12 protein-coding genes and 2 pseudogenes are annotated in these 14,341 nt (G+C 34.6%); 13 read left to right on the forward strand and 1 reads right to left on the reverse strand.

The annotated features are described in order from the left end of the window. The 3 genes and pseudogenes from LQ203_RS18750 to LQ203_RS27560 all read left to right on the forward strand — a co-directional run. A pseudogene (locus LQ203_RS18750) lies at positions 1-240 on the forward strand (group II intron reverse transcriptase/maturase); the annotation flags it as partial. A gap of 723 nt (positions 241-963) precedes the next feature. Next, positions 964-1,125, forward strand: a pseudogene (locus LQ203_RS18755) (IS110 family transposase); the annotation flags it as partial. A gap of 59 nt (positions 1,126-1,184) precedes the next feature. Continuing rightward, positions 1,185-1,313 (forward strand): hypothetical protein, encoded by a 129-nt coding sequence (locus LQ203_RS27560; RefSeq protein ID WP_290370617.1) that lies wholly within the window; start codon positions 1,185-1,187, stop codon positions 1,311-1,313. A gap of 146 nt (positions 1,314-1,459) precedes the next feature. Here the strand turns inward: LQ203_RS27560 and LQ203_RS18760 are convergent, their stop codons facing one another. After that, positions 1,460-2,239 carry a M15 family metallopeptidase gene (locus LQ203_RS18760; protein WP_230160201.1) on the reverse strand — a complete coding sequence of 260 codons (780 nt, stop codon included), beginning with the start codon at positions 2,237-2,239 and terminating at the stop codon, positions 1,460-1,462. 848 nt (positions 2,240-3,087) lie between these two features. On the opposite strand from LQ203_RS18760, the gene LQ203_RS18765 reads away from it, so the two are divergent. The 10 genes from LQ203_RS18765 (at position 3,088) to LQ203_RS18810 (ending at position 14,276) form a co-directional block, all read left to right on the forward strand. Then, positions 3,088-3,921 (forward strand): diaminopimelate epimerase, encoded by an 834-nt coding sequence (locus LQ203_RS18765; RefSeq protein WP_230160203.1) that lies wholly within the window; start codon positions 3,088-3,090, stop codon positions 3,919-3,921. A gap of 27 nt (positions 3,922-3,948) precedes the next feature. Continuing rightward, on the forward strand, positions 3,949-4,743 hold the full coding sequence (locus tag LQ203_RS18770; RefSeq protein WP_230160205.1) for a class I SAM-dependent methyltransferase: 795 nt from the start codon (positions 3,949-3,951) through the stop codon (positions 4,741-4,743). Between the two features lie 30 nt (positions 4,744-4,773). Then, entirely contained in the window at positions 4,774-6,087 is a 1,314-nt protein-coding gene (locus LQ203_RS18775) for an opine metallophore biosynthesis dehydrogenase (RefSeq protein WP_230160207.1), read from the forward strand. Between the two features lie 139 nt (positions 6,088-6,226). Next, entirely contained in the window at positions 6,227-7,825 is a 1,599-nt protein-coding gene (gene nikA, locus LQ203_RS18780) for a nickel ABC transporter substrate-binding protein (protein WP_230160408.1), read from the forward strand. Positions 7,826-7,942: 117 nt separating this feature from the next. After that, entirely contained in the window at positions 7,943-8,875 is a 933-nt protein-coding gene (opp1B, locus tag LQ203_RS18785; protein WP_230160209.1) for a nickel/cobalt ABC transporter permease, read from the forward strand. Further along, on the forward strand, positions 8,876-9,775 hold the full coding sequence (gene opp1C, locus LQ203_RS18790; protein WP_214795855.1) for a nickel/cobalt ABC transporter permease: 900 nt from the start codon (positions 8,876-8,878) through the stop codon (positions 9,773-9,775). Further along, complete coding sequence (locus tag LQ203_RS18795; protein WP_230160211.1) at positions 9,772-10,578, forward strand: ABC transporter ATP-binding protein; 807 nt, start codon at positions 9,772-9,774, stop codon at positions 10,576-10,578. The genes opp1C and LQ203_RS18795 overlap by 4 nt, the downstream gene beginning before the upstream one ends. Positions 10,579-10,580: 2 nt before the next feature. After that, positions 10,581-11,327 carry an ABC transporter ATP-binding protein gene (locus tag LQ203_RS18800; protein ID WP_214795859.1) on the forward strand — a complete coding sequence of 249 codons (747 nt, stop codon included), beginning with the start codon at positions 10,581-10,583 and terminating at the stop codon, positions 11,325-11,327. 30 nt (positions 11,328-11,357) lie between these two features. After that, positions 11,358-12,536, forward strand: coding sequence for an MFS transporter (locus LQ203_RS18805; protein ID WP_230160213.1), 1,179 nt, complete (start codon positions 11,358-11,360; stop codon positions 12,534-12,536). A gap of 780 nt (positions 12,537-13,316) precedes the next feature. Beyond that, positions 13,317-14,276, forward strand: coding sequence for a metal ABC transporter substrate-binding protein (locus LQ203_RS18810; protein ID WP_230160215.1), 960 nt, complete (start codon positions 13,317-13,319; stop codon positions 14,274-14,276). The last annotated feature ends 65 nt before the right edge of the window (positions 14,277-14,341 follow it).

The raw sequence follows: 14,341 nt of genomic DNA on the forward strand, positions 1-14,341 counted from the left end.
ATTCGAAGAAGACTCAGGATGTGCCTATGGAAACAATGGAAATTGCCAAGAACGAGAGTGAGGAAACTCAAAGGATTAGGCGTCCCATTTGGAAAAGCATATGAATGGGGAAATAGCAGAAAGGGTTATTGGCGCATAGCGCATAGTCCTATTCTAGACAAAACGCTTAATAATGTTTATTGGCTCCACCAAGGGTTAGTAAATCTATATGAACGATATACAAAACTACGTCAGACTTAAACTGAACCGCCGTATACCGAACGGTACGTACGGTGGTGTGAGAGGTCGGAGGCTAGGCGCCTCCTCCTACTCGATTTAATGAACTCCCATAAAAATTAAAATATTCTTAAAACCAAAAAAGAGCATACAAAAATAGACCTAGAAAATTACTTTTTTTAAAAAGGCTGAGCCTTATGAGTGATCTGATTGAGTTTGATAAATCGTTAAACAGAAACCTCCAATTATAGAAAATTAAGTAGAGGCTAGAGTGACGACCAAAAAAAAGGATAAATCTCCCATGAGTGCTACCCATAAAGGGCGCGACAGTCGGTGGTACACCATGGTCGTCGGAGTCAGATTAACGGATGGGCTCAAAGACACCATAGTTCAACGACCTTCTTCGCCAGCCATTAAAACATTATCGACATAGAGACCAATTTTCATTCTCTGTGGTGAAGCGCTGATTTTTGCGCTTCATGGATGGCTAACGGGTGCTTTCGTATTATAAGGTCGAACAGTAAAAAAATTACTGGTTGACCATTTTTTAATAGAATCTATTATATCAGTAGCCAGGGTAGGACGTACGGGTGCGTGGGACTTGATCCCGTGAACTAAACTGTCCGCCCCTACTTGTAGAAACATGTTTGAGGCTGGTTGGGACTTAGATCTCGTATAACAAGCGAAGCTATGACACCGCATGGATGACTAAGGGGTACTGGTTAGTAAGTAGAGGAGAGAAAAATAATGAATCCAGTTGTTGGTCTGGATGTGGCAAAAGGAGAGAGCCAAGTTCAGGCATTTTTAGATCAATCTAAACCGTATGGGTAGAGCTTTTCAATAAAGCATATCAAAGAGGAATTAGATCATTTTTTAGACTTTCTAAAAGAAGTTGAAGAGGTGACAGGGCAGATGAATTAATAAAGGAGTTATGTACATTTTTTATTCAGTAATGGATGAAATTGTAGATGAGTATTTCCCAAGCATTTATAAAAAGTGAAGATGAATTGAATGAAATAGAAACGAAAAAAACAAATCAAGATTTAATTGAAATTTATGTTAAACATCCTTATGCAAAAAAACTATTGGTTCTGTGATGCCTTTAAGTATCTCATAATAACAGTTTGCTCGAAGGCATAGCAGAAGGGATTAACCTTGGTAATCAGTATATAAAAGTTAAGCCAACGACATCTAAAATATGATACATCGCATTTTAGATGTCGTTGGCTTAGTTGGCTTAATATTACTTAGAAACGGGCTGAACATTATAGTATTCTTCGAGTGTCACCCCTTGAGCTTGAATGTCTTTTGCTATCTCTATACCTACATAACGAATATGCCAAGCCTCATATTTATAGCCTGTAATTTCTTGCTTACCTTCTGGGTAACGAATGATAAATCCAAACTCACTTGCATGTTTAGCTAACCAATCAGCCTCTTTAGTTTGACCAAAACATTCCTCAGCAGCACAAGTGCCATTAATGCCACTTACATCAATAGCCAAGCCTGTTTGGTGTTCACTGGTTCCTGGATATGCACTATAAGTTTTAGCCTTTTCAAGCCCATCCCTTTCTACATAATTATTAAAAATAGCTTCTTGCGTTTCCTGTGAACGAAATGCCGATACGCCGGCTAATTTAATATCGTCTTCTTCGGCCTTAAGAAATAGTTTTTCCAAGGCTTCCCCGGCCTCTTTGCGCATCATTCGTTTTTCGATTTTTTCCTTGAAAATAAACGGTACATTTGGATAATAAAGGTCATCAGGTCTGTATTTATCAGGAAGTGGATTTAACTTATTTACTAATACGGGAATGCTTTGAGGATTTGCAGAGACTTTAATAGCCTCTTGTTGAACCGTGTTAATATTAGGTTCATTTTCCTTTGGGTTAGAAGTTGTATTTATTGTACCAACACTTTGATCGTGTATATTATCTTCTTCTTTAGAGTTATCCTTAACTGTACAGCCTAAAGTACATAAAAAAATAAATGTTAGTAAAGCTATGGTGTAAATGGATCTTAACATAGTGCGGCCCCCAAGTTCAATTTGTTACTAATCCTGCTTAATATTTTTATACAAAAATTTAACAATCGATAAGTTAGGGAGGGAGAAAGCAAAAATGAAGTGTCCTATCATTTATTCTCTTATATCCATCACATTTCGATTAATCATTGAATATGAAAATAAATCTTATTAAAAAAGAAAATAGTCGATAGATTCCCATAACTTAAACATAAAATCGTATATCCTGTATTTGTTTTTTAAATCGTAATTATTACTATTTATAATTTGATAAAACTCACAATATCAAATAATAAGATAAAAATCAATATCTATAAAGTACATTCCTACTAATTTCTGTAATGCCCACTCATCTTTTCCTTCTGTGCTTTAAAGAAATCCCCCATATATTGACGACCATAAGGTACTGTGTAATGAAATCCCAGTTTTGTTCAACGGAAAAGCCATCCTTTTGCTGTTGAACCCTCATGATAAATTCCTAGATTGGTTCATTTTGTTACTTTTGTTCAGATTTGCAAATAGGATTTTATATTACCAACAGTATCTAAGAATACCCCGACTAACTCCTTATATCTGTGGCCTGGCTTCCCATTTCTAATAAATCGTCGTGCTGCACCGATATGTAATGGCGAATAAAATCCAAAGCGATAAACATAGAAAGAGATAAAATTGAAAATTACGACACTTCTCAATCGGCACTAGTGTAAAAAAAACAGACCAAATATTGACACTTTCCAACATTATGCTATAATTCATTTTGCGATTATAAATCGTAATCATTACTATTTGCGGTGAATAATACTTTATGAAGAAAGGAAAACCCAAAAATATAAGTGTAGAGGGTAGTTGAGATGATCCAGGAAATAGATTTTATAAAATTTAATCCAACACAAAATATGACAATTCTCGTTAAAACTAATTTTCTAGTTGAAGAGTATAAGCACATTGCTTCGAAAATCATGTCATACGACAGCGTGCATGCAGAACAAGTTGGATTTATAGAAAAGCCGATAAATAATAAAGCTGCTGCAAAGTTACAAATGGCTGGAGGTGAGTTTTGTGGTAATGCTTGTATGGCACTGGCAGCTTTTGTAGCATCTGAAAAAGGACTAAAGCATAATGATTTGGCGGAGATAATATTAGAAGCTTCAGGCACAGATAAATTAATAACATGTCAAATGAAAAGAAATTTAGGTGAATATCACTGTCTGGTTACTATGCCTATTCCTAAAAAGATAGAACAGAGAACAATAAAGTATGATGGCAACGATTTGAATATGATTATAGTGAGATACCATGAATTTATACACATTGTGATAGAAGTGGAGGAATTTAGTAAAACAGTAAGGGAAAAAGCGCAATCTTTAGCAAAGTTGCTTGGAGTAACTTTAGGTACCAACTTGATCGGCGTTTTATTGTATAAATCGAAATCTGAGGAAATGGCTCCCCTCATTTATGTCCCACATTTAGATAGTATGATATGGGAAAGGGGGTGTGGTTCCGGTACAGCCTCCTTAGGAGCCTATCTAGCTTGGAAGAATAAAGGAGAGATTGTTAAAAATATAAGGCAACCCGGTGGCGATATTAAAGTATTTGCTACTTGTCATGGAGAAGATTTAACAAGCCTTATGATTGAAGGGTCGGTTCAAATAGTAGCACAAGGCAAAGCTTTTATAGATGGTTAGTTATAACATTGTACTGGGGGAAAATTAATGAATGCATTAATAACTTTTCAAGAATATTTAAGTGAGTTTTCAGAAAAATTTGATGGATTAGCAGGAAGTTATAATCATACAATCAATAATTGTTCAGAGTTAGAGAGTTTAATAGATTATTATTCAAAATTCATAACAAACGAGAGGAATAAAGAAGTTTGGAAACAACTAGAACTACAAGAATCTAGTGATTTGAATCAACTTGTGATGAACCTAAGAAGAAAATCGGCACTTTGTGTTGCTATTATGGAGAAATTTCGTGCAATCAAGCTACTGGATGGAAATAGTGAAAAGGCAGACTACTTTAAAAATATAGAATCATGTATTGAAAAAGAATTTGGCAGTTTTCAAATTACTTCGGAGTCAAAAGTATTGTTAGTAGGATCAGGTTCATTTCCAATGACGCCATTATTAATCGCTAAGCGAACAGGAGCAGAGGTTGTTGGCATAGATATTGATGATGAGGCTATTCAACTTGGACGAAACGTAGTAGAGAAATTAGGAAATGGATTAAATATTAGATTAGAAAAAATATTAGTGGAAAATCTTGATTTTACGAAAAACGTGACTCATATCATTTTTAGTTCAACTGTTGAAAATAAATATTACATATTGGATCAATTACATACATTAACGAATGAAAATGTAGTTGTTGCTATGAGATATGGTAATCATTTGAAGTCCTTATTTAATTTTCCATCAAGAGAGGTTGATGGGCAGAAGTGGAAGATGGTTGAAGAAATATTGCGTCCAGATCATGTGTTTGATATCGCATTGTATAAAAAAGCATAGCTTACTAAATTGTAAGAAAAGGAGGCCTTTATGAATGATTTTAAGCGAGTCCTACTATTAGGCACTGGCCCAACATCTATCCAACTAGCTATGAATCTAAAAAACCAATTGAATTGCTACGTAGGAATTGTTGGGAGAGAATCTGTTCGTTCAGAAAATTTTTTTGAGGCACTTAAGGAAAGTAATCATTTAGTTCGTGTAAGCGTTCAAAATGAAAAGCATCGAACTATGCAGGGTGAATGCTTCATTGATCAAGTTTTTAGGGGTTATGGAACAATTAAGGGTGAATGGGATACTATTATTCTTGCTGTAACAACGGATGCTTATATAGAAGTATTAAAACAAATTAATAATGAGAAATTAAAACAAGTAAGGTGTATTGTATTAATTTCTCCGACTTTCGGTTCCAATAGCTTAATCAATAATTATATGAACCAGCTTAATTCAGATGCGGAAATTATCAGTTTTTCTACATATTACGGTGATACACGATGGATGCACGATAAACCTTCTAATCATGTTTTAACAACAGCAGTCAAGAAAAAAATTCATATAGGCTCTACACATTATCCATCTAAAAATGTCGAGGGACTATGTAAGTTATATGAACAATTAGGTATTACTCTTGAAAATATGAAATCTCCAATAGAAGCAGAAACGAGAAATATTTCTTTATATGTTCACCCACCGTTGTTTATGAATGATTTCACACTAAGTGCAATATTTGGTGACTTAGAAAGCAAGAAATATGTTTATAAACTTTATCCTGAGGGGCCCATTACACAATATTTAATTAGGGATATGCTGGCTCAATGGAAAGAAATCATGAATATCTTAGGGAATTTAAATATAAAAAATTTAAATCTACTTAAATTTATGACAGATGATAATTATCCCGTGAGATTGGAAAGTTTATCACGTCATGATATAGAGGATTTTAATCATTTAGAAGCTATCCATCAAGAATATTTATTATATATACGTTATACCGCACTGTTGATTGATCCTTTTTCTGAACCAGATAAGAATGGGAAATATTTTGATTTTTCTGCTGTTCCTATTAGAAAAATGTTCGTCAATAGGGAAGGATATTTGGATATCCCTAGGATGCCTAAAGAAGACTATTATCGTATAAAAATAATTCAAGGAATTGCAAAATATTTAAATGTAAATTGTCCAACAATAGATAAATTCATTAAAACATATGAGAATAAAATTGAAAAAGTGGCTCAATCCCATGAAGGTGAATTGCTATCTAATGCATTTGTTGTTCAAAGCTTTGATGAAGATTTGAATATGATATGCAATGAGATAGGAAAAAGTTTAAAAACAAAAACACTGTAGAACTTAGACTAAGGTTTGTATCTGCAGGAATAGCTAAGGGCAACTTGCCATCTGTATTTTTACTTGGCAAGTGGAATTTTTTCAGTTATGTAGCTTTTTATATATACTTTTGGAGGAAAATAAAGTGAAAAAAAGAAAAATGTTTGTTTTCTTAACTATGCTTATGTATTTATTTGTACTAGTAGGATGCAGTGACGGAAATGATGCTAAAACCGTTTCAACGAATAACAAAAAGAAGACAGAATTAGTTTATGCATCAGCCAAAGATATTAATGATATGAATCCTCATTTGTACGGAGGTTCAATGCCAGCTCAAGGCATGGTGTATGAATCATTAGTTGAGAATACGGAAGATGGAATTAAGCCATTACTTGCTGAATCATGGGAAATTTCTAAAGATGGAAAAGTATACACGTTTCATTTAAGAGAAGATGTAAAATTCCATGATGGGGAACCATTTAATGCAGAAGCAGTAAAGAAAAACATAGAGGCTGTACAAAACAATGCAGAAAAGCATTCTTGGATTAAACTATCTACAAAAATAGAAAGTGTAAATATAGTAGATGCTTATACAGTTGAACTTGTGCTATCAGAAGCATACTACCCAACTTTGGTTGAATTATCTATGACCAGACCTTACGTATTTTTATCACCCAAAGATTTTAAAAATGGGGGAACTAAAGATGGCGTAAATGGATTTAATGGTACAGGACCATATATTCTCACTAAACATAAAACTGATGAGTACGCCACTTTTAAAGCGAATGAAAACTACTGGGGTGGCTCACCTGAAATTAAGAAGATTACTTCTAAAGTTCTTCCAGCAGGGGAAACGACATTTTTAGCTTTACAAAAAGGAGAAGTAAACTTTGTTTTTACTGATGACCGCGGTGCAGACAGTCTTGATGTAGAGGCAATGAATCAATTAGTTGATTCAGGTGATTATCAGTTGGTTAGAAGTGAACCAATGAATACGAAAATGATTGTAGCAAATAGCAGTAAATCTGATAATCCAGTAAGTGAAACAGCTGTTCGTGAAGCCATTTGGCACTCGATTGATAGAGAAACCATTAGTAAGGATATTTTAAATGGTACGGAAACAGTAGCCAATACACTATTCTCACCTAACGTCAATTATGCAGATGTTGATTTGAAGAAAAGAGGCTATGATTTAGAAGAAGCGAAAGAGATTTTAGAAGAATCAGGATGGGCAGCAAAAGATGGTTCTGATGTTAGAACAAAAGACGGCAAAAAATTAGCAATGAAACTTTATTATGATAGCAATTCTTCCTCCCAAAAAACCCAGGCTGAGTTTATCCAAGCTTCAGTAAAAGAGATCGGTATTCAGCTAGAAATTATCGGTGAAGAGTCAACTTCAATTGCTAATAGAAGATCGACGGGTGACTATGATCTATTATTCAATCAAACATGGGGACTTGCGTATGATCCACAAAGTACAATCTCTGCTTTTACTTCTGAGGCATCTTATTTACATACTACAAGCGGTATTGCAAACTCAGATGAACTCTACAAGAAGATTGATGAAGTAATGGTGTCACCTGATGAGAAAACACGAAAATCATTATATGCGGATATTTTGACGATTGTACATGATGAAGCAGTCTTTATTCCCATTTCAAATGGCAGTGTCACTGTAGTTGCCCCAAAAAATTTAAAAGGCATATCATTTAAGCAAACGCAATTTGAGTTACCATTCGAACTGATGAACTTTGAATAGAAATATAAATAAAAAGGGGAAGATTCCCCTTTTTATTTATGTGAAGAGTAACCTTCTAAGTATTATATTGCAGAAGTAAGTGTGGTTTTTTAAATTTCTATTAAAAGGAGATTTTCTATGGGAAGTTACATCATTAAGAGACTATTCATATCAATCCCTTTACTTTTGGTCATTTCATTTTTAACGTTTATTTTAATTAATCTTTCTCCCTTAGATCCAGTTGAAGTGGTATTGCAAGCGCAAGGTGTTCCAACAATAACAGATGAATTAATTGCTCAAACGAAAGATGAGTTGGGGATGGATAAACCATTTATTATACGATACTTCGATTGGGTTATTGCTTGCTTACAGTTGGACTTTGGGGTTTCCTACGTGACAGGAAAACCGGTTTGGTCGTTAATTGGTCCTGCTTTTCTAAATACGTTAAAACTAACGTTGGTTTCATCTGTTGTCATTATTGTTCTATCGATACTTTTAGGTGTGATCTGTGCGATGAAAGAGGGGGAAATTATGGATAAGTCAGTAAGGGGATTTTCATTTTTCCTAACGGCAATGCCGTCATACTGGATGGCGACTCTTATGATTTGGTATTTTTCCGTAAAAGTGGATTTATTGCCAACAAGCGGAATGGAGTCGTATAAAAGTTATATTCTACCGGTTATTGTCATTGCGATAAGCTATGCAGGCATTTATTTTAGGGTCGTTAGAAGTTCGATGTTGAGTAATTTAAATGAAGACTATGTACTGTATGGAAGGGCATGTGGCTTAACAGAGAGGAAAGTCACCATGCACATCTTAAGAAATTCATTGCAAGTGGCCATTTCGATATTTTGTATGGCTATACCTATTATATTGGGAAGTACAGTCGTTATAGAAAATGTATTTGCTTGGCCAGGATTAGGAAGTTTAAGTGTTCGAGCTATTCTAGGCCGGGATTTCCCGATTATACAAGCGTATGTACTTATTTTAGCAGTGGCCTTTGTATTATTTAATACCATTTCCGACATTATAAACGCTGTGATGAATCCTAAATTAAGGAATGAAATATAAATGAGACTATTTGAAAATTTAATAAAAGATAGGTTAGGCACAATTTCTCTCATAGTTATCGTTGTAACAATCGTTGTTGGCATTTTCGCCCCTATATTTGCTCCACATGACCCTGAAGAAGTAAATATGAGCCTTCGTTATGCTTCTTCATCATGGGATTACCTATTAGGTAATGATCACTTAGGACGATGTATTTTATCCAGAATTATTTATGGCATTCGTCCCAGTGTTTTATGGGTTTTAGTTGCATTATTCATATCTGTCTTGATTGGAGCGGTTTTAGGATTTCTAGCAGGCTACTTTAGAGGAAAAGTAGATGCCACTGTTATGAGAATTTGTGACACGATGCTATCTTTTCCAGGATATGTAATGGCATTAGCTGTTGTTGGTATTTTAGGTGTGGGGCTTGAAAATATATTGATTGCGTTTACCTTGATTAAATGGGCATGGTTTGCTCGAATAATCAGAACGTCTGTTATGCAGTTTGCTGAAAAAGAATATGTGAAATTTGCCAAAGCATCAGGTATTAGTGACGTGAAAATTATTTATAAGCACATGGTTCCTGTTACATTTTCTGATATCGCAGTGATTTCGAGCAGCTCAATTGGTTCGATGATTTTGCAAGTATCAGGCTTTTCATTCCTAGGGTTAGGAATTCAAGCCCCAAATGCTGAATGGGGAATGATGTTAAATGAGGCAAGGGAAGTAATGTTTACAAGACCAGAATTAATGTTAGCTCCTGGACTAGCCATTATTATGGTAGTATCTGCATTTAACTTTTTCTCTGATGCACTTCAAGTTGCCATAGACCCTAAATTAATTACCTCAAAAAATAAGCTTCAAGAAGAGTTAACAATCTCTAAAATTAAGCTTCAAAAGAGGTGGCAAAATAATCTATGAATATATTAGAAGTTAGAAATCTGAGAATATGGGATAGTAGCTCCGGTAAAGTGATTATCTATAATAGTTCATTCCATTTAAAGCAAAGAAGCTGTCTGGCAATTGTAGGAGAAAGCGGAAGCGGTAAGTCTCTGACTTGTAGGTCAATAATGCGATTAAATAAATCCTGGCTTCACCAATCAGGAGACATTTTATTTAAAGGCGAAAACTTAAACGAACTTTCAGAAAAGGAGATGAGAAAGAGAAGGGGAAGAAAACTTTGCATGATTCTACAAAATGGGATGAGTGCATTTGACCCTTCCTGTGTAATTGGGGTTCATTTAAAGGAAACGCTTGTTGAACATTTCGGTTGGAGTAATAAAGAAATCGAAGAAAAAATGAAAAATGCTATGGAAAGTGTCATGCTGAAAAATCCGATAGAGATTATGAATAAATATCCACACCAGCTATCGGGTGGAATGTTGCAGCGAATAATGATTGCGTTAGCATTAGTATTAGAACCAGACATTATTATTGCTGATGAACCAACAACAGCTTTAGATACTATTTCACAATTTGAAGTCGTTGAGCAATTTATAAAAATACGGGAAAGAATGGGCTGCTCTATGATCTTTGTTTCCCATGACTTGGGAGTTGTTAGAGCAATTGCTGATGAAGTTATGGTCATGAAGGATGGAGAAATTATTGAAAGAGAAAAATCAAAAACTATATTTTCAGAACCGGAACATGACTATACCAAATATTTAGTATCTACTAGACTAGCGTTGAGTAATCATTTTAAGAAAATAATGGGGAGAGCTTAAAATTGCTAAAGGTTGATAGTGTGGAGAAGTCTTATAAAAGTGGTGGACTCATTTCAAACAAAAGACAAAAGATTTTGAACAATATTAGTTTTGAATGTGGAAGTGGCGAATGTCTCGGTATTATCGGAGAAAGTGGGAGCGGGAAATCCACCTTAGGTCGTTTACTAATAGGAATTGAAAAGCCAGATCGGGGAACCGTTTTATTTCAGGGTGAAAATGTAGGGGATAGAAGAGTGAGATCGGGTAACATTAGCGCTGTTTTTCAAGACTATAAATCTTCCATTAACCCATTTTTTACAGTTGAGGAAGCCATTATGGAGCCATTAAAAATTAAGAGCAAGCTCAAAATAGAAATTCAAAACAGGATTGATAATCTATTGAATCAAGTTGGGTTAAATCCGTCCTACAGAAAAAGATATCCTCATGAATTATCAGGGGGAGAGGTTCAAAGGGTATGTATTGCAAGGGCCATTTCCACAGAACCAAAATGTATTTTATTAGATGAAGCAATCAGTTCTTTAGATGTATCAGTTCAAATACAAGTGCTTGAATTACTTAAGGAATTAAAAAACCTCTACAATATGAGCTATGTATTTATTACTCATGATATTCAGGCCGCCGCCTATATTTGCGACAGGGTCATTATTTTTAGAAATGGTCAAATTGAAGAAGTAATTAAAATCGAACAATTAAAAAACGTTCAGTCAGAATATGCTAGAAAATTATTGGACAAATTAATAACTTTTTAGATTATTTTCGAACTAGGAGGAGAAAAAATTGTGAGTGGAGCTATGTCTTGGCCGTTTCTGCGTTTATATCTGTTGGTTCTTCTTTATTTTAGTGCCAATGCCATTCTAAATGTTATTATCCCCTTACAAGGGGAATCATTAGGAGCCAGCAATACTACTATCGGCTTGATTATAGGGGCGTATTTATTTACAACCATGTTCTTTCGTCCGTGGGCAGGTCAAATTATTCAAAAGCATGGACCGATAAAAGTGTTGCGCATTATTCTTATAGTCAATGGTTTTGCTTTAATATTATATACGATTACTGGGTTAGGCGGCTATCTAGTTGCCCGTATGTTACAAGGGGTGTCGACAGCTTTTTTTTCCATGGCATTGCAGATAGGCATTATTGATGCACTACCAGAGAAGGATCGCTCTCAGGGCATCTCACTTTATTCTTTATTCTCTTATATACCAGGTATTATTGGACCTATACTGGCATTAGGAATTTGGCAAGGAGGTATGGATTATTTTACAGTAGTGATGATAGCAATTGCCATCACTACAGGGGTGTTTGGCTATAGTGCCAAAATGGAAAAAGGAAAGGATCAACCTGCTTCAGTTAAAAATGAGCAAGGAGTAAGTATGTTTAAGGCATTTAGTCAGTTGGTAAAAAATCCGTTTCTGTTTAAATGCAGCGTATTGATGTTAGTTACCTCCATTGTATTTGGAGCGATTACAACCTTCCTACCACTGTACGCTATGCAATTAAAAAACGGCAATGCTGGAATTTATCTCATGCTTCAGGCTGGTACCGTTGTCTTTGCTCGTTTTACTTTAAGGAAAAGGATTCCTTCAGACGGTAAGTGGCATTCATCTTTTATCATGGGGGCTATGCTTCTTTTAGCAATAGCGGCGCAATGTGTAAGCGTATCTATAACGGGTGGGGCTTTCTTTTTCTATGCAGGTGCGATTTTAATGGGGATAGCTCAGGCAATTATCTATCCAACGTTAACAACGTATTTAACCTTTGTATTGCCTAAGGTAAATCGAAATGTGTTACTTGGTTTATTTATTGCTATGGCTGATTTAGGTGTTTCGCTAGGTGGTGTCATTATGGGGCCGATAGCTGATTTTTCCTCATACTCATTTATGTATATGATTTGTGCTATCTTAGGTGTGACGATGACCATTTTTGCATATGATCGACGAAAAATATTTGTTGGGTAAATATAAAGGAGTCTTTCAAAATTTTCATATATGACTTTTGGAAGGGTTTGTTGAATTTAATATTTTACTCTTATAGAGGATAATCTTTTTATAGGGTTCTTTTTCTTTTTAATGGCTAATTAATTATGTATGAGATAAGCCTAAATTAAGAAAGAATGTAAGTTGGCATATTGTTGTGAATTAAAATCAAAATGATCAATCTTTTTTATAAAAAATAACTCATCTATAGAAAAAGCTCGTTTTGATCAAACTCTAATCAAAACGAGTATTTTTGTTTGCAGCTAAATCAGCGTTTACGGAAATTTTTTAAACAAACTTTATTCCAAACCAACACCCATACTATAACCAATCAATTGCCTGATAAGCTTCGTGAGAAATTTTCAAAAGGAATGCTTTTGAATCTCTTATACTTCAATAGTAATGAACTTATCTGTAAAAGGCCTGAAAGGATACCTTAGGCAGCCAGTCATTATTAAACCTTGAAACCTGGGCATTGGTTATCCTTTTGCGATAATGATTGTTAAGAAAAGAATCCGTTTTAATTATTTTTTTCAAAAAGGATTCTTAGTATTGGCTATCAAAGGATGTATTTGTATTTTTAGCTACAACTTTGTTAAGGTTAGTAGCATGTATCTGAATTAAAAAGATAGAAAAAGAATTCAATTACCAGTACTGGGGGAATGTGTATTCAAATCGTAATCATTCCAATTTACAAATCGTAATAATTACGATATACTACAAATGCTAAAAAAGAGTGAATATATATCGGAGGGTAATTTTATGAAAAAGTTTAACAGAATGGTAGCTCCTGTATTTGCAATCCCACTTATGCTTGTCGGATGTCAACAAGGGGATGGTAATGAGAGGGCGGAAAATCAAATAAAGAAGGATACTGATAAGATTCAAATAGTCACTACTTTTTATCCAATGTATGAGTTTACAAAAAATGTTGTTGGCGATCTCGCTGAGGTAGAATTATTAATTCCTTCTTCCATAGAGCCTCATGATTGGGAACCTTCACCAAAGGATGTAGGTAATATACAAAATGCAGACTTATTCGTCTATGACAGTGAGTATATGGAGACATGGGTGCCTGATATCGAAGAGAGTTTAGATTCTAAAAAGTCTACTTTTGTTAAAGCGAGCGAAGGAATCACTCTAATGGAAGGTGAAGAGCATGAACATGCAGAGGAAGAAGAGCAAGCACATAGTCATGAAAAGGATCCACACGTTTGGTTAAGCCCTGCACTTGCACAAAAAGAAGTTGAGAATATTAAGGATGCATTAATAAAGGTTGATCCAAATCATAAGGAAGAGTATGAAAAAAATAGTGTGGCTTATATAGAAGAACTAAAGGACCTAGATAAAGAATTTAGATCTACACTTGCAGATGTTTCAAGTAAAGAAATTATTACTCAACATGCAGCTTTTGGATACTTAGCAAATGAATATGGTCTTAAACAAGTAGCAATTGCCGGCTTGTCTACTGAAAACGAACCAAGTCCTGCTAAGCTTTCAGAATTGAAGAATTTTGCATTAGACCATAATATAAAAACTATTTTCTTTGAAGAAGTAGCATCCCCAAAAGTAGCAAAAACTCTAGCAGATGAAATAGGGGCGGAAACTCAAGTACTTAATACCTTGGAAGGATTAAGTGAAGAAAATCAAAAAAAAGGCGCTGATTATATTCAAGTAATGCAAGATAATTTAGGTAAACTAAAGGGTGCATTAAGTAAATAGTTAATGAAATAAAAGCGTGATACATGACATAGTCACTCTTTTTATTTTTTTGTAAAACTGAAAAG

The sequence above is a fragment of the Peribacillus sp. Bi96 genome, from assembly GCF_918698115.1.
Lineage (GTDB): Bacteria > Bacillota > Bacilli > Bacillales > DSM-1321 > Peribacillus.